The following is a 15,291-nucleotide window of genomic DNA, read 5'->3' on the forward strand; positions in this document are numbered from 1 at the left end:
CTCCGGCCGCCGACACGTACGGAATGGTACGGACACCACCCTGCCGTACCGCCTGGGTTCCGCACACGCACAAAAAAAGGAGCGGCAGAGCCACTCCCTTCGTGATTGCCAGCCAAGTCGTTGTTACGGATAGTCCGGAGCTGGCGTCGCTGGGCCGGAAGGCGGCAGTTCCGGGTAACTGACCTTCGGCTGATCGCCGGTCAACGAACCCAGGAACATCACGATGCTGCTCACGTCCGCATCGCTGAGTGCCTGGCCGAGCTGGGTCTCGCCCATGATCCGCACTGCCTCGCCAAGATCGCGCACTTTGCCGCTGTGGAAGTACGGCGCGGTCAACACGATGTTGCGCAGGGTCGGAACCTTGTAGACGAACGCATCGTCGGGCGACTTGCTGACGGCCTGGCGGCCTTTGTCCGCGTCGGGGCGAATCTCCTTGCCCGGCGCCTTCACCAGCCCGAACTTGGCGTACATTTCGCCGCCGGCATTCACGCCGCGATGGCAGGCGATGCAGCCCTTGTCCATGAACGTGCGCAACCCCTCCTTCTGCGCTGCGGTGAGCGCGTTCGCGTCGCCGCGAAGGAACTTGTCGAACGGTGCGTTCGGCGTAGTCAGTGTCGCTTCGAATACGGCGATCGCCTTGGTCGTGTTGTCGAAAGTAATCGGATCCGCCTCGCCCGGAAACGCGGCCTTGAAGCGTGGCAGATAGCCGGGGATGCTTTTCAGGGTCGCTACCACCGCTGCCGGGGTATTGGCCATTTCGACCGGGTTCTGCATCGGGCCGCCGGCCTGTTCGGTGAGATCCTTGGCACGGCCGTCCCAGAACTGCACGAAGTTGAATGCCGAGTTGAATGTGGTTGGCGAGTTGCGCACGCCACGCTGCCAATGATGCCCAATAGATGTGCGTTGCTGGTCCGCACCGCCGGCGCCGATGCTGTGGCAGGAGTTGCAGCTGATCTGCTGGCTCTTCGACAGCCGCCTGTCGAAATAGAGCGCCTTGCCCAGCGCGACACGTGCGGCTGTCGCCTGATTTCCCGGCAAGGCCGGCGCCTGCGCCGGGATGGGCTTGAACAGGGCATTGGCTCGGGCCTGCAGTTCGTCGGCCTGCGCTCCGGCACTGAATGCGAGCGTAGCAAGTGCGGCAAAAGCGGCGATGTGTGCACGTAATAAACGATCCATGTCGTCGAATCCTTGGACGAGGCTATAAGAAAGGTGCGGGTCCAAGGCTTCGATTACGCATGGAGAGCACACCTTGGCCCTGCGATCCTGGTCGTCAGGGCGCAGTGCGTTCAATCAGATTTCTACGAAAGCCGGTGCTTCCGGCCTGCCTCTTTCCCCAGAAGAAGATCGCCGGCCGCACAAAGAACGACGCGCCAGCGCTGCCAAGAACGCGCCTCTACGCGCTACGCTGCGCCAACGACTTGGGGGCAATCGCGATACGCGATCATCCGCAGGCAAGCAGCACCCCACTGACGCGACGCAAGGAGGTCATGATGTCCGTACGCCACCACTCCTGTTTATTCGTCGCTCTCGTTCTTTTGATCGCGCTTGGCGTCGCGCCCGCTGGCGCCGCAGAAAGCACAGTTCTGCTCAAGACCACGAGGTCCTGGGATGGCACCGCCTTTCCGGCCTACCCGCAGGGACAGCCCGAGATCACCGTGCTGCGTATCGTGATACCGCCGCATAGCACGCTCGCATGGCATCACCACCCGGTGATCAATGCGGCTTATGTGCAGCAAGGTCGGCTCATGGTCGAGAAGCACGACCACACCGCGGATGGACCGACCACTTGCTCACTGATCGCCGGGGATGTCCTGCCCGAGCTCGTCGATCAGGTGCATCGCGGCTATACCGGCGATGAAGCCGCGACCTTGATCGTGTTCTACGCCGGCCGTGCCGGCAGCCAGATCACGGTACCGGATGTCTTTCCCGTGGGCCCGGTGCCTACGCGGTGGGCACCACCATGCAGTGAATGGCGGGGCCGGGGGACATAGACAAAGGGCGCGGCATTGCCGCGCCCTTTGTCATCGCCAACACGTGGCTTTACTTCACCGAGAAGTCTTTGCTTCCCGCCGGCTGTCCGTTCAAGGAGACGTCCACCTTGTAATTGCCCACCGGCCAGCCGTCCGGCTTGCTGATCTCGAACTCGGTGGTGGCCGGACCGGTCGGTGCGATGGACTTGCTGTCCTCCTTCACCGTCTGGCCGTCCTGGTAGGTCCATTTCACCGCGATGGTTGCAGTGCCACTGCCCGTGGTGCTGACCGCCGCATGGATGGTGTCCTTGGTGGCGAAGCTGGTGGTGGCCGTGGTGACCTTCTGGTCCGCGCCGACCGCACTGCCGAGGTCGATCGAGGCCACGCTGACCGCGGCCGGCGCCGGTGCGGCGGGAGCCGGCTGGGCTGCCGGTGGTGTGGCGGCGGCAGGCGGTGCGGCCGCTTCTTCCTTCTTGCCGCAGGCGCTGAGCGCCAGGGCCGCGACCAAAGAGAATGCCATCACGTACGGAATACGGTTGAGCTTCATGCGTCGCCCTCCTCAGGCCTTGGCGGGAATTTTCAGCACCTGACCGGGCTTGATCCGGTCGGGGTTGTCCAGCTGATCGCGATTGGCATCGAAAATCTGGTGCCAGTCGTTGGCATTGCCGTAGAACTGTTTGGCGATCTTGGAAAGGTTGTCGCCGGACTGGACCGTGTAGGTCTGCTCTGGCGCATCTGGCGCGGTCGAAACGACCTTGCTCTCCACGTTGCTGAAGTCAGCCTTGGGCGCGTCGGGCGCCGTGGATTTGACATCGCTCTGTACGTTTGAGAAATCGGGCTTGCCCGTTTCATTGCCCATCGAACACTCCTCCGTCCCGAAAGGGATAATCAGTGTTCCGGCTCGATGGTTAACGAGTTGTGATGCCGCCAGGGTGCGGGTTCAGGCCCGGGGCAACGCCGGCTGCACGCGGCGCGCTGTGCGATGACGGGCGCGCCAGCTGCTCCAGCGCGCCGAGAGGCAGGAGAAGATCACGTACAAAGCAGGCGTGCTGAGCAGGGTCAGGCTCTGCGAGAAGATCAGGCCACCAATCATGGCAATACCCAGCGGACGGCGCAGCTCGGAGCCTTCGCCCAGGCCGATGGCGATGGGCAGCGCGGCGAGGATCGCCACCATGGTGGTCATCATGATCGGGCGGAAGCGCACGATGCACGCCTCGCGCGCGGCTTCAAGCGGCGGCTTGCCATGTTCGCGCTGCGCCACCAGGGCGAAGTCGATCATCATGATCGCGTTCTTCTTGACGATGCCGATCAGCAGCACCAGCGCGATCTGCGCAATGATCGAAAGCTCGGTGCCGCTCAGCCACAGCGCCAGCAACGCGCCCACACCCGCCGCCGGCAAGGTGGACAGAATGGTGACCGGGTGGATCAGGCTTTCATACAGCATGCCGAGCACGATGTAGACAGTGACGATGGCACCCAGCAGCAGCCACAGCATGCCGCTCTGCGACTGCTGGAAGCGCCGGAAATCGCCGCCCAGGTTGATGCGGATGTCGCCCGGCAGACGCATACTGCTCGCGGTGTTCTGGATGATCGGCAACGCCTCGCCCATGGTCACGCCCGGTGCGAGATTGAAGCTCAGGCTCATCGTGGTGTACTGATCCTGGTGCTGCACCTGAGTGGGTGCCAGCCCGGGTTCCTGCCGCGCGAAGGACGACAGCGGCACCATCTGCCCGCTGTTGTTGCGCACGTAGATCTGGTTGATCGATTCGGGCGTGGCGGTCTGGTTGGGCAGCGCGTTGATCACCACGCGGTACTGGTTGAGATCGGAATAGATCACGCCCACCGAGCGCTGCCCGAACGAGTCGTACAAGGCACCGTCAATCGTGCCGATGGATACGCCCAGGCGCGCCGCCTTGTCGCGGTCGATCACGATGTTCTGTTGCAGGCCGGCATCGTCGATATCGCTGCCGACGTCGCGAAGCTTGGGATTCTTCTTCAGCTCGGTCACCAGCTTGGGCAACCATTCCTGCAGCTCGTCCGAACTGTCGCCCTGCAATGACACCTGGTACTGCGCACCCTGGCTGGTACCGCCGCCGCCGAAACTGGGCAGATCCTGGATGGGGCGCAGGCGCACGTTGAGATCGGGATAGCGCGCCGCCTTGGCGCTCAGGCGCGACAACACGGCGAAGGTGTCACCTTTGCGACCCTGCGCGTGGGTCCGCAGCTCGATGTCGAAAGAGCCGGCCGCACCCTGGCGGCTGCTGCCCAGGCGCGAACCGACGGTCGCCACATCCGGATCCTTCAGCAGCATGTCGATCAGACGCTGCTGGCGCGCCACCGAATCCTGGAAAGAGACGGTGGCGCCGGAGGTGGCACGACCGCGGATCAGACCGGTGTCCTGCTGCGGGAACAGGCTGGTTTTCACCGTGCCAAACAGGAACACCGTGGCCACGATCAAAGCGAGCGGCGACAACGCGAAGACCAGTACGTGGCGCAGCGAGAAATCCAGCGCCTTGGTGTAGACCTTCAACATGCCGGCCTGGAAGGCTTCAAGCGCATGCCCCAGGCGTGTGGTCGGTTTGTCATTCTCGTGCCCTTGCAGGAAATGTCCGCACAGCGACGAGGTAAGCGTGAGCGAGACCAGGGCCGACACCACGATGGCCGCCACCAGGGTCAGCGTGAACTCCTTGAAGAACATGCCGGTGATACCGCCCATGAATAGCAGCGGCAGGAACACCGCCACCAGCGAGGCGGTGATCGAGACGATGGTGAAACCGATCTCGCGCGCGCCGGCCAGCGCGGCATCCATGCGCGTCATGCCTTGATCGATATGGCGCACGATGTTTTCGATCACCACAATGGCGTCGTCCACCACGAAGCCGATCGAAATCACCAGCGCCAGCAAGGTGAGGTTGTTGAGGGTGAAGCCGAGCACGTACATGGCGACCGCCGCACCGGCCAGCGACAGCGGCACCGCGGCGGTGGCGATCAGCGTGGGCGCCAGGCGGCGCAGGAACAGCGCCATGGTGAGCATCACCATCAGCAGACTGATCAGCAAGGTCGCCTGCACTTCATGCAGCGAGGCGCGGATGGTCGGCGTGCCGTCGAAGTAAGGCGTGAGCGTGGTACCCGGCTGCAGGTATCCGCGCAGCACCGGCACTTCGGCTTTCACCCGGTCGACGGTGGCGATGATGTTGGCGTTGGACTGCCGGTACACATACATCAGGATCGCAGGCTTACCGTCGAACCAGGCGGCCTGATAGGCGTCCTGCGTACCGTCGTACACCTTGGCCACATCGGACAGGCGCACCGGCGTGCCATTACGCGAGGCGATCACCAGTTGCGCGAAATCCTCGGCGGTGTGCAGCGAGTCGTTGGCGGTGACGGTGGTGGTGGTCTTGCCGTCGGAGAGGAAACCCTGCGGCGAGGTGACGTTGGCCGCGGTGAGCGCATTGCGCAGCTGATCGGGCGACAGGCCCATCGCGCTGAGCGAACGCAGGTTCACGTCCACGCGGATCGCCGGCGTAGCGGCACCCTGGATATCCACCGACGACACGCCTTCAAGCTGGCGCAACCGTTGCGCCAGGATGGAGTCGGCGACATCGAACAGATCGCGCTTGGACTGCGTGTCCGAAGTAAGCGCGAAAGCGATGATCGGATCGTCGTTGGGGTTGGCCTTCTGATAGCTCGGCGGACTGTTGAGGCCCGAGGGCAGATCGGTCTGCGCCGCGTTGATCGCGGCCTGCACGTCACGCGCGGCGGCATCCAGGTCGCGGCCGGTGTTGAACATCATGAACACCTGGGTCTGGCCCAGCGAGCTGGACGAGCGCAGCGTGTCGATGCCCGGCACCTGGCCAAGGTGGCGCTCCAGCGGCGCGGCCACGGTGGAGGCCATGGTCTGCGCGCTGGCGCCGGACTGGCTGGCCTGCACGAAGATCACCGGGAACTGCATGTTCGGCAGTGCCGCCACGCCGAGCAGCGAGTAGCAGATCAGGCCCAGCACGAACACGCCCATGGCGAGTAGCGAGGTGCCGATCGGGCGGCGGATGAACGGGCCGGAGATGTTCATGAGCTAAGCGTAGTCCGTTGGCAACCTGGGCTGCGCGCAGGGAGCGTGAAGCAGGGAATCACTGCTTCAACGCACCAGAGGGGATGAGGTTGATTCAGATCGATACCGGCGATGGCCCCGCAAATGGCCATCTCAGGACGCCGAAAGGGGCGGGACCTTGCGGCCCCGCCCCCTGGATATCGCACGCCCGGCGCGCTGCCCGGTCGTCGTCGCATTACGCCGCGGCGCCGTTACCGGTAGCGGCGCGCTCCAGCGCACGCCGTTCGCGGCGCACCCGTAGCCATTCGGAGAAGCGCTCCATGTACAGATAGATCACTGGCGTGGTGTACAGCGTGACCAGCTGCGACAGCAGCAGGCCGCCCACGATGGAGACACCCAGCGGACGGCGCAGCTCGGCGCCAATGCCGTTGCCCAGCGCCAGCGGCAACGCACCCAGCATGGCGGCCGCGGTGGTCATCATGATCGGGCGGAAGCGCAACAGGCAGGCACGGCGGATCGCGTCGGCCGCGTTCATGCCGGTGCGCTGCGCCTCGATGGCGAAGTCGATCATCATGATCGCGTTCTTCTTCACGATACCGATCAGCAGCACGATGCCCACGATGCCGTCCACCGACAGGCTCATGCCGCACAGGATCAGCGCCAGCAACGCACCCACACCGGCCGGCGGCAGGGTGGAGATGATCGTGAGCGGGTGGATGTAGCTCTCGTACAGCACGCCCAGCACGATGTAGATCACCACGATGGCGGCGAGCAGCAACAGCACTTCATCGCCCAGCGAGGAGGAGAACTCCGCCGCCTTGCCGATGAACTGGCCACGCACCTGCGCCGGGAAATTGAGCTGTTTCTCGACTTCGTGGATGGCACTGACCGCATCCGACAGCGAGTAGCCCTGCGCCACGTTGAACGACAGCGTCACCGCCGGCAGCTGCTGCTGATGGCTGACCACCAGCGGCGCGTTGGTCATTTCCGCACTGGCGAGCGAGGCGATCGGAATCGTGCCACCGCCGCCGACCTGGAAGCCGACGTTGCCGGTATTGCCGATACCCGCCGGTGTCGCCGAGTTGCTCGAGGTGAGCTGGCCGAAGCTGGTCGCATTGCTGCCGGTCAGCGCGCCGTTGCCGTTGCCGCGCACGGTGAGCTTGTTGAGCAGATCCTGGCTGGTGCGGAATTCCGGCGCCACTTCCAGCACCACGCGGTACTGGTTGAGCTGGGTGAAGATAGTGGAGATCTGGCGCTGGCCGAAGGCGTCGTACAACGTGTCATCGATGGTCTGCACCGGCACGCCGAAACGGCTGGCCTTCTCGCGATCGATGGTGAGCTTCAGCGCATTGCCGCTATCGGCGAGGTTGTTGTCCACGTCGGCCAGTTCGGGCCGCTGGCGCATCGCCTGAGTCATCTGGGTGGCGTAGCCGGCGAGCTCGGTGGAACTCACCGTGGACAGCGAGTACTGGTATTCGGTGGCGGCGACACGGCTGTCCAGGGTCACGTCCTGCACCGGCTTGAGGTACAGCGCCACGCCCGGAATATCGGCGACCGCGTGCTGCAGGCGCGGCAGAATTTCATCCAGGCCGCCGCGCTCGCCGCGATCCTTCAGCACGATACTGAGCTGGCCCTGGTTCAACGTCGGGTTGATCGAGCCGGCGCCGATGAAGGCCGCCACACCGGTCACCGCCTTGTCCTTGCGCAGCGCCTCGGCAACGGCCTGGGTGCGCTGTTCCATCTGCGGGAAGGCGACGTTCTGGTCCGCCTGCACCACGCCGGTGATCAGGCCGGTGTCCTGCTCGGGCAGCAGGCCCTTCGGAATCACGATGTACAGGAAGATGGTGACCACCACGGTGATCGCCGCGACCATCATGGTGATGCGCTGATGATTCAGCACCCAGCCCAGCGTGCGGTCGTACAGATCCACCGTGCGCGACCACACCGTGCGCTTGCCGGCGGCGGCGTGGCGCTCGTGCGCGTCGTCGCCTTCCGGCAAGGCGTCGGCCTTGAGCAGGTAGGCGCACATCATCGGCGTCAGGGTCAGCGAGACCAGCATCGAGATCGCGACGGCGATGGTCAGCACCCACGCGAACTCATGGAACAGGCGGCCGGTGACGCCGGGCATCAGCAGCAGCGGCAGGAACACCGCGATCAGCGACACCGTCAACGACAGCACGGTGAAGCCGATTTCCTTGGCGCCGATCTCGGCCGCTTCCTTGCCGTCCTTGCCTTGCTCGATGTAGCGCACGATGTTTTCGATCATCACGATCGCATCGTCCACCACGAAGCCGGTGGCGACGGTGAGCGCCATCAGCGAAAGGTTGTCCAGCGACATGCCGGTGAAGGCCATCACGCCGAAGGTGCCCATCAGCGACAGCGGCACCGCCACCGACGGAATGATGGTGGCCCACAGGCGGCGCAGGAATACGAAGATCACCGCCACCACCAGGAAGATGGTGAGGATCAGGGTGAACTGCACGTCCTCGACCGAGGCGCGGATGGTAATGGTGCGGTCGGCGAACACATCCAGATGCACGTCGGCCGGCAGCACGCTGCGCAACTCCGGCAGGATGCCGCGGATGTGCTCCACCGTCTGCACGATGTTGGCGCCCGGCTGGCGGCGCACGTCGAGCAGCACCGCCGGCTTGCCGTTGGCCCACGCGGCGAGCTGGTCGTTCTCGACCCCGTCGATCACGCGCGACACGTCAGAGAGACGCACCGGCGCGCCGTTCTTGTAGCTGATGATGGTGTTCTTGTACTCAGCCGCATCGACCAGCTGATCGTTGGTGCCGATGCTGTAACTCTGGGTCTTGCCGTTGAGCGTGCCCTTGGGCGCGTTCACGTTGGCCTGGGTGAGCGCGCTGCGCACGTCCTCCATGGTCAGGCCGAGGTTGGACAGCTGCGCCGGATTCACCTGGATGCGCACGGCCGGGCGCACGTTGCCGGCGATCGACACCAGGCCCACGCCCTGCACCTGCGACAGCTTCTGCGCCAGGATCGAGTCGGCGATGTTGTTGATGTCGCGCAGCGGCAGCGTGTCGGAGGTGAGCTTGAGCGTGAGGATCGGCGCGTCGGCCGGATTCACGCGGTTGTACACCGGCGGATACGGCAGGTTGTTCGGCAGCGTGCCCTTGGCCTGGCTGATCGCGGCTTGCACATCCTGCGCGGCAATGTCGATGTCGCGGTCCATCGCGAACTGCAGCACGATGGTGGAAAGGCCTGCGGACGAGTCCGAGGTCATCATCGACAGGCCGGAGATCTGGCCGAAGTTGCGCTCCAGCGGCGTGGTGATCAGCGCCGCCATGGTCGAGGCGCTGGCACCCGGATACTGGGTGGTGACCACCAGGCTGGGCGCATCGATTTCCGGCAGCGCCGACACCGGCAGCTGGCGGTAGCCCAGGATGCCGAGCAACAGCACCGCCACCATCAACAACGAAGTGGCGATCGGCCGGCGAATGAATAGCGTCGAGAATCCCATGGGTACTTAGGAGCCTGTTTAGTGTCTTTGAATAGCCCGCGTTGCCATCGAATGGCTGGCAGGCGGTAGTGTGTGGCGCAGCGCCTGGCTGGCTGCCAGGCCAAGCCGCGCGCTGCCGCCTGGCGGCCATTCGATGGCAACCCTCCGGGCCGGATCTGTTTGCCCCCATGGCTGCGTCATCACTCGATCATGTATCGACATACATTCACTCGTTCTTCCTTGCCCTGCGGGCAAACAGATTCCGGCGCGGGCCATTCAAAGACACTAAACAGGCTCCAAAGCCGTCCGTTGAGTACTAGAGCGCAGACACGTCTATGCGTTGCGCGTGATACCGGGCAGCGACGCAGTTAGGCGCCTGCTGCCCGGGCGTTCGACTTAGTTACTGCCACCGCGGCGACCGCCACCCTGGCCGCCTTTCTTGCCGGCCTTCTGCAATTCCTCGGCCGTGGGCGCGGCGGGCACTTCACCCGGCTTGAGCGCCTTGACCTTGCTGCCCGGCTTCAGGCGGAACTGGCCTTCGGTGACGACCTGGTCGTTCACATTGAGACCTGTGCCGATCATCACGTGGCTGTCGCCGACTTCGCCGGCCACTTTCACGGGCTGCATCTTGACCGTGCTGTCGGCCTGCACCTGATAGACGTAATCGCCGTCCGGACCGCGCTGCACCGCCTGCGACGGAATCACCAGGCCGCCGCTGACCGTGTGCACCTTCAGCCGCACGTTGACGAACTGGCCCGGCCACAGATCGTTCTTGTCGTTGCTGAACTCGGAGCGCAGACGGAACGTGCCCGTGGTGGTGTCGATCTGGTTGTCGATCACCCTCAGCACACCACCACTGGCGATGGGGTGCGCGTCAACGCGGTCGAGCGCAGTGACCTCCAGCGGATCGCCGCCGCGCGCTGCGCCGCGCACCATCTCCAGGTTCTGCTCCGGCAAGGTGAACATCACATTGATCGGATGGATCTGGGTGATCGTGACGATGCTGCTGGTCGTGCTGACCAGGTTGCCCGGATCCACACCTCGGATACCGGTGACGCCGTCGACCGGCGACACCACCTTGGTGAAGCCCAGCTGCACCTTGGAGCTATCGATTGCGGCGGCATCGGCCGCCACTGTGGCCTGGTACTGCGCCACGGTATTGCGCAGCGTGTCCAGGTCCTGCTTGGAGATATAACCCTGCGGCGCCAGATTCTGGCTGCGCTCGAGATTGGCGCGCGCGGTGGCCAGCAGCGCCTGATCCTGCTGCCGCTTGGCCACGGCCTGCTCATAGTTGGCCTGGAAGGTGCGCGGATCGATCTGCGCCAGCACATCGCCCTTCTTCACTTCCTGGCCTTCGGTGAAATTCAGGGTCATGAGCTGGCCGGACACCTGCGGGTTCACCGTCACCGTATTAAGTGCCTGCACTGTGCCAAGTGCGGTCAGATAGACCGGCACATCCTTCTTGACCACAGGTTCGACCGTGACTGGAACCGGCGGGGTGTCCTTGTCGTCGCCACCCTTGCCCTGCCCCTTGCCACCGGCCTGGGCCGCCGCGTCGGCATTGCCCCCCGGCTTGTGCATCAGGCGAAACCCGACCGCTCCCACCACGATCACGGCGATAACGATCAGCGCGATCTTCCAAAAACGCGACATGAAAAACTCCTGGATTCAAAGGCGGGCCACCCGACCCCACCGGGCGCAGCATGCGCGCCAGACTTGTACGACGGATGAAAGGATAGGGGCAGATCAACGAAATTAGACAATGCCAGTTGACAGGGGTAACGCATGACCGATGGCAGGGAGGCCGCCCACTATCGCGCGATCGGGCAAAAACCGCCTCTACAGCCATTCGCAGCAAAGGACCGCTGGTCCGCGGGCCGGTTCCCTCCACGCCACTGTGCGGAGTCGCCGGACGCCTGATACTTGTCGTCTGCTTCGTCTATAATCCGCCGCTTATTGCCTGAACCCGGCCCGTCCAGGCCCCGGGTTCATCCACCGAACTGGAGTACTTGCGTGAGCGGTTCCATGACCAAATCCGACCAGAGCTTCATGCGCAGCTTCTCGTTGCTGATCGCTGGCCTGGGTGTGCTGACGCTGCTGCTGATCGGCGGCGCCTGGATGATCTACGACGCCGAACCCAAAGAAGTGAACCCGGAAGCGGCACAGAAAGTAGCCGAGCGCATCGCGCCGGCCAGCGCCGTCTACGCCGGCGACACCGGCCGCGCCGCCATGCAGGCCGCCGCCGAAGCCGCCGCCAAGGCCGCTGCCGCGCAGGTCGCCTACGGTGGCTCCACCGACGGTAAGACCATCTACGACAACCTGTGCCACAGCTGCCACACCGCCGGCGTCGCCGGTGCGCCGAAGCTGGGTGACAAGGGCGCCTGGTCCACGCGCATCGCGCAGGGCCTGGACACGCTGGTCAAGCACGCTACCGACGGCTACAAGGGCCCGGACGGCAACTTCATGCCGGCCAAGGGCGGCAATCCGTCGCTGACCGACGAGCAGGTGAAGAACGCGGTGCACTGGATCGTCGATCAGGCCAAGTAAGCACCGCTTCAATTCAGTTAGAGCAAAACGCCGCCTATAGGGCGGCGTTTTTCGTTCGCCCCTTCTCCCCGCCTGGGGGGCTGGAATGAAGCGCGGACACCTGGGACACCGCCTGATCGTGTTTCAGTGGTAATCGTCTTCGCGCTGATGACGTACCGCCACGATGTTGATGGTGGTGTCGTCGGCAATCTCGAACAACGCGACATACCCTGAGTCGCCGAAACTGATCACCAGCTCGCGCAGGAAGGGATTGGCGGCATCTGCCTTGCGACAGGCAAACGGAAATTCCCTCAGTACATCCATGGCTTTAGTGATCGCCGCCAAAGCACGCTCGGCGGCGTACCAGTCCTTGAGCAGCAGCGCATCGAAGCAACGAGCCAGGTCGTCTTCTGCTTCTTCCGTGAAGCGGACCCGATAACTCATTCGCGGCCTTTCCGTGGGCGGCTGGCCTTCAACTTGGCGGCGAGCTTATCGATCACCTCGTTGGCATCGGCGTAACGACCGGTGCGGCGCGCCTTCTCGGAGGAAGCCAGACCGCGCGCGATGAACTCACGATGCAGCGTGCGGCGGCGAACTTCGGCCCGGATCGAAGCCTCGGTGAAAGCCGACAAGCTCTCGCCTTCGTTAAGCACGCTCGTCACTTCCTCACGGAATTCGGGAGCGACGCGTAGCGGTGGAATGATGGCGGTCTTCATGGCGGCACCATGTGTAGCGATTGCTATACATGCTAGCACGACACTCGCCCAAACCGTTACGACGCTACAGGGCCGGCTCTGTGCTGAGCCACCCAGTCCGCCGCAAAATCCTGCAACTGCGGAAAGAATGCGTCGAAATGCGCCTGCAGTGGCGCGTCGTGCGCCAGCAATACCGGCACAGCGCTATCCACGGGATTTTCGCGCTTGAGCCGGCTGGACAGGCCCTGGAAGGCAAGATCCATTTCTTCTATCTGCGCATAGCCAGCTGGCAGGTCGTGCGCATCCATGTAGCCGCGGAAGCGCCTCAGCAAGGGCGGCAGCATTGCGTCATGCCGATGCAACATGCCGCGCAGTTCGCTGGAGAACCGCTCCAGCGATTGCCCGCCCCAGCGCTCGAAATCGCGCGCCAGCGCATGGTCGAACCACATATCAATCAGGATGCCGCCGTAGCGGCGATACGGCACCGGCAATAGCGCCTTGGCCGCGAGCACTTCAGGATGGCTGTCGGTGAACACGTCGATGGCCCGGTGCAAGCGGATGCCATCGATCACCCGCGCCGGCAGTTGTGCCGGATCCGGCTGCCCATGCACGAAGTCGCCCATCATCCCGCCTAGCCGCAGCCAGTCGTCATCGCCCGACAACAAGGCGTGCGCAAGATGGTTCACAGCGCCTCCGAGTCCACTGGCGGGCGGCAATGCGTTCCGGCGGTTATCATCTTATGCATGAATCCCACTGAGCTTCCCAACGACCCGAGCGCCTTTCCCGAGCAGGAGGCCAGCTTCGCGCTGAGCGGCCCCGCCGGCAAGCTCGAAGCGATGACTGACGTGGCCGAACGCGCCGAAGCGCGTCGCGGCGTGGCTGTCATCTGCCACCCCAACCCCGTGCAGGGCGGCACCATGCACAACAAGGTGGTGACCATGGTCGAGCGCAGCCTGCGCGAATCCGGGCTGGACACGGTGCGCTTCAACTTCCGCGGTACCGGCGAGTCGGCAGGCAGCTACGACAACGGTATCGGTGAGAGCGACGATCTCGCCGCCGTGGTCGCATGGGTGCGCAAAGTGCGCCCCGGCGACGCGGTGTGGCTGGCCGGTTTCTCCTTCGGCAGCTACGTCACCCTGCGCAACGCCGTGGCGCTGAAAGCGGATGTACTGATCAGCATCGCGCCGCCCGCCGGCCGCTGGTCGTTCGAAGCCATCGCCATTCCCACCTGCCCGTGGCTGGTGGTGATGGGCGAGGAAGATGAAGTCGTGGACCCGCAGACCGTGTTCGACTGGATCGACAGCCTGGCGCAGCCGCCCAAGCTCGTGCGCATGCCCGAGACCGGCCATTTCTTCCATCGCCGTCTGATGGACCTGCGCGGCGCGATCAAGCACGACGTGCGCGACTGGCTGCCGCCGCCGCGCAGCTGAGCCATTACTTCGATTACCCCTCATGAGTGAAGATCTTTCGATCGCGCCCAGCGCGCGCTATCACGAAGGCGTCGCCGCGCACCGCTGGGAATCCGACCCGGCCCAGCTCGCCGTGCTGCCCGAGTTCGACCGCATGCACGCCGCCCTGTGCGCAACACCGGCCTCGAACGGCGGTGGTCTGTTTGGACGGCTGAAATCCCTGCTCGGCAACGAGGCGCGTGAAGCCGTGCCCGGCCTGTATCTGTGGGGCAGCGTCGGCCGCGGCAAAACCTTCCTGATGGACCTCTTCGTCGCCAGCCTCCCGCATGGCGTCGCACTGCGCCGGCACTACCACCGCTTCATGGGTGAGGTGCACGAGCGCCTGCGCGAGCTCGGCGAACGACAGGATCCCCTGCTCGAGGTCGCTGATGGCCTCGCCGCGCGCTGCCGCGTGCTGTGCCTGGACGAATTCCTGGTCAACGACATCGGCGACGCGATGATCCTCGGCACCCTGCTTGAAGCGCTGTTCGCGCGCGGCGTGAGCCTGGTCACTACCTCCAATACACAGCCGGCGAATCTCTATAAAGACGGCCTGCAGCGCGCGCGCTTCCTGCCCGCCATCGCACTGATCGAAAAGCACTGCCGCGTGGTGGAAATGATCTCCTCGCGCGACTGGCGCCTGCGCGCACTGACCCAGGCACCGGTGTATTTCACCCCGCCCAGCGCCGAGGCCGAGCGTTCACTGTCGCGCATCTTCACCACGCAAGCGCAGGGCGACGTGATCGAGAACGGCGAAATCATCGTCAACGATCGCCCGATCCCGGTGCGCAAGCAGGCCGGCAATATTCTGTGGTTTGAATTCGATGCACTCTGCGAAGGCCCGCGCGCGGTGGCGGACTACATCGCCATCGCCAAGGCCGGTCCGGCCGTGATCGTCTCCAATGTGCCGCAATTCAGCATCTACACCGACGACGCTGCTCGCCGCTTCGTGCTGCTGGTGGACGAGTTCTACGACCGTCACGTCAAGCTGATCCTCTCCGCCGCCGCACCGATTACCGATCTGTACGACGGCGAGCGCCTGCGCGCGGAATTCGGCCGCACCGAATCGCGCCTGATCGAAATGCAGAGCGAGGAATACCTGGCGTCGGAACACCGCGCCGATTGAGAATTCCGCAGCAGCTCG

General features: G+C 64.4%; 13 protein-coding genes. 4 read left to right on the top strand and 9 right to left on the bottom strand.

The window, feature by feature from the left end; all coding sequences use genetic code 11:
• Positions 1–123 precede the first annotated feature (123 nt).
• Positions 124–1,176 carry a cytochrome-c peroxidase gene (locus tag ISS97_RS08465; RefSeq protein ID WP_379985272.1) on the bottom strand — a complete coding sequence of 351 codons (1,053 nt, stop codon included), beginning with the start codon at positions 1,174–1,176 and terminating at the stop codon, positions 124–126.
• Between the two features lie 314 nt (positions 1,177–1,490).
• On the opposite strand from ISS97_RS08465, the gene ISS97_RS08470 reads away from it, so the two are divergent.
• On the top strand, positions 1,491–1,991 hold the full coding sequence (locus ISS97_RS08470) for a cupin domain-containing protein (protein ID WP_379985271.1): 501 nt from the start codon (positions 1,491–1,493) through the stop codon (positions 1,989–1,991).
• 49 nt (positions 1,992–2,040) lie between these two features.
• Here ISS97_RS08470 and ISS97_RS08475 read toward each other — a convergent pair whose 3' ends face one another.
• The 5 genes from ISS97_RS08475 to ISS97_RS08495 all read right to left on the bottom strand — a co-directional run bounded on the left by ISS97_RS08475 (position 2,041) and on the right by ISS97_RS08495 (position 11,131).
• Entirely contained in the window at positions 2,041–2,517 is a 477-nt protein-coding gene (locus tag ISS97_RS08475) for a hypothetical protein (protein ID WP_379985270.1), read from the bottom strand.
• Between the two features lie 12 nt (positions 2,518–2,529).
• Positions 2,530–2,829, bottom strand: coding sequence for a LysM peptidoglycan-binding domain-containing protein (locus tag ISS97_RS08480; RefSeq protein ID WP_379985269.1), 300 nt, complete (start codon positions 2,827–2,829; stop codon positions 2,530–2,532).
• A gap of 81 nt (positions 2,830–2,910) precedes the next feature.
• The gene (locus ISS97_RS08485) at positions 2,911–6,039 is read right to left on the bottom strand and encodes an efflux RND transporter permease subunit (protein ID WP_379985268.1); all 3,129 of its coding nucleotides are present in this window, start codon (positions 6,037–6,039) and stop codon (positions 2,911–2,913) included.
• A 214-nt stretch (positions 6,040–6,253) separates the two neighbouring features.
• The gene (locus ISS97_RS08490) at positions 6,254–9,499 is read right to left on the bottom strand and encodes an efflux RND transporter permease subunit (protein ID WP_379985267.1); all 3,246 of its coding nucleotides are present in this window, start codon (positions 9,497–9,499) and stop codon (positions 6,254–6,256) included.
• A 375-nt stretch (positions 9,500–9,874) separates the two neighbouring features.
• Positions 9,875–11,131 carry an efflux RND transporter periplasmic adaptor subunit gene (locus tag ISS97_RS08495; RefSeq protein ID WP_379985265.1) on the bottom strand — a complete coding sequence of 419 codons (1,257 nt, stop codon included), beginning with the start codon at positions 11,129–11,131 and terminating at the stop codon, positions 9,875–9,877.
• A gap of 372 nt (positions 11,132–11,503) precedes the next feature.
• Between ISS97_RS08495 and ISS97_RS08500 the strand changes: the two genes are divergently transcribed.
• Positions 11,504–12,025 (top strand): c-type cytochrome, encoded by a 522-nt coding sequence (locus ISS97_RS08500; protein WP_379985264.1) that lies wholly within the window; start codon positions 11,504–11,506, stop codon positions 12,023–12,025.
• Between the two features lie 123 nt (positions 12,026–12,148).
• On the opposite strand, the gene ISS97_RS08505 is transcribed toward ISS97_RS08500, so the two are convergent.
• The 3 genes from ISS97_RS08505 to ISS97_RS08515 are packed head-to-tail and all read right to left on the bottom strand — an operon-like array spanning position 12,149 to position 13,385.
• Positions 12,149–12,448 carry a type II toxin-antitoxin system RelE/ParE family toxin gene (locus ISS97_RS08505; RefSeq protein WP_379985262.1) on the bottom strand — a complete coding sequence of 100 codons (300 nt, stop codon included), beginning with the start codon at positions 12,446–12,448 and terminating at the stop codon, positions 12,149–12,151.
• Complete coding sequence (locus ISS97_RS08510) at positions 12,445–12,720, bottom strand: YlcI/YnfO family protein (protein WP_379985261.1); 276 nt, start codon at positions 12,718–12,720, stop codon at positions 12,445–12,447. The genes ISS97_RS08505 and ISS97_RS08510 overlap by 4 nt, the downstream gene beginning before the upstream one ends.
• Positions 12,721–12,776: 56 nt before the next feature.
• Complete coding sequence (locus ISS97_RS08515) at positions 12,777–13,385, bottom strand: acyl carrier protein phosphodiesterase (RefSeq protein WP_379985260.1); 609 nt, start codon at positions 13,383–13,385, stop codon at positions 12,777–12,779.
• 57 nt (positions 13,386–13,442) lie between these two features.
• Between ISS97_RS08515 and ISS97_RS08520 the strand changes: the two genes are divergently transcribed.
• On the top strand, positions 13,443–14,129 hold the full coding sequence (locus tag ISS97_RS08520; RefSeq protein WP_379985259.1) for an alpha/beta hydrolase: 687 nt from the start codon (positions 13,443–13,445) through the stop codon (positions 14,127–14,129).
• Between the two features lie 22 nt (positions 14,130–14,151).
• Positions 14,152–15,273, top strand: a complete 1,122-nt coding sequence (zapE, locus tag ISS97_RS08525; RefSeq protein ID WP_379985258.1) for a cell division protein ZapE — start codon at positions 14,152–14,154, stop codon at positions 15,271–15,273.
• The last annotated feature ends 18 nt before the right edge of the window (positions 15,274–15,291 follow it).

This window comes from Dyella koreensis (genome assembly GCF_044904565.1).
In the GTDB taxonomy this organism is placed as follows: domain Bacteria; phylum Pseudomonadota; class Gammaproteobacteria; order Xanthomonadales; family Rhodanobacteraceae; genus Dyella_D; species Dyella_D koreensis.

Excerpts from the sequence above, each read along its gene's own strand:
- ISS97_RS08480 (WP_379985269.1), bottom strand. The coding sequence starts at position 2,829 with ATGGGCAATGAAACGGGCAAGCCCGATTTCTCAAACGTACAGAGCGAT.
- ISS97_RS08490 (WP_379985267.1), bottom strand. The coding sequence starts at position 9,499 with ATGGGATTCTCGACGCTATTCATTCGCCGGCCGATCGCCACTTCGTTG.
- ISS97_RS08510 (WP_379985261.1), bottom strand. The coding sequence starts at position 12,720 with ATGAAGACCGCCATCATTCCACCGCTACGCGTCGCTCCCGAATTCCGT.
- ISS97_RS08475 (WP_379985270.1), bottom strand. The coding sequence starts at position 2,517 with ATGAAGCTCAACCGTATTCCGTACGTGATGGCATTCTCTTTGGTCGCG.
- zapE (WP_379985258.1), top strand. The coding sequence starts at position 14,152 with ATGAGTGAAGATCTTTCGATCGCGCCCAGCGCGCGCTATCACGAAGGC.
- ISS97_RS08500 (WP_379985264.1), top strand. The coding sequence starts at position 11,504 with ATGACCAAATCCGACCAGAGCTTCATGCGCAGCTTCTCGTTGCTGATC.
- ISS97_RS08485 (WP_379985268.1), bottom strand. The coding sequence starts at position 6,039 with ATGAACATCTCCGGCCCGTTCATCCGCCGCCCGATCGGCACCTCGCTA.
- ISS97_RS08495 (WP_379985265.1), bottom strand. The coding sequence starts at position 11,131 with ATGTCGCGTTTTTGGAAGATCGCGCTGATCGTTATCGCCGTGATCGTG.
- ISS97_RS08470 (WP_379985271.1), top strand. The coding sequence starts at position 1,491 with ATGTCCGTACGCCACCACTCCTGTTTATTCGTCGCTCTCGTTCTTTTG.
- ISS97_RS08465 (WP_379985272.1), bottom strand. The coding sequence starts at position 1,176 with ATGGATCGTTTATTACGTGCACACATCGCCGCTTTTGCCGCACTTGCT.
- ISS97_RS08520 (WP_379985259.1), top strand. The coding sequence starts at position 13,443 with ATGAATCCCACTGAGCTTCCCAACGACCCGAGCGCCTTTCCCGAGCAG.
- ISS97_RS08505 (WP_379985262.1), bottom strand. The coding sequence starts at position 12,448 with ATGAGTTATCGGGTCCGCTTCACGGAAGAAGCAGAAGACGACCTGGCT.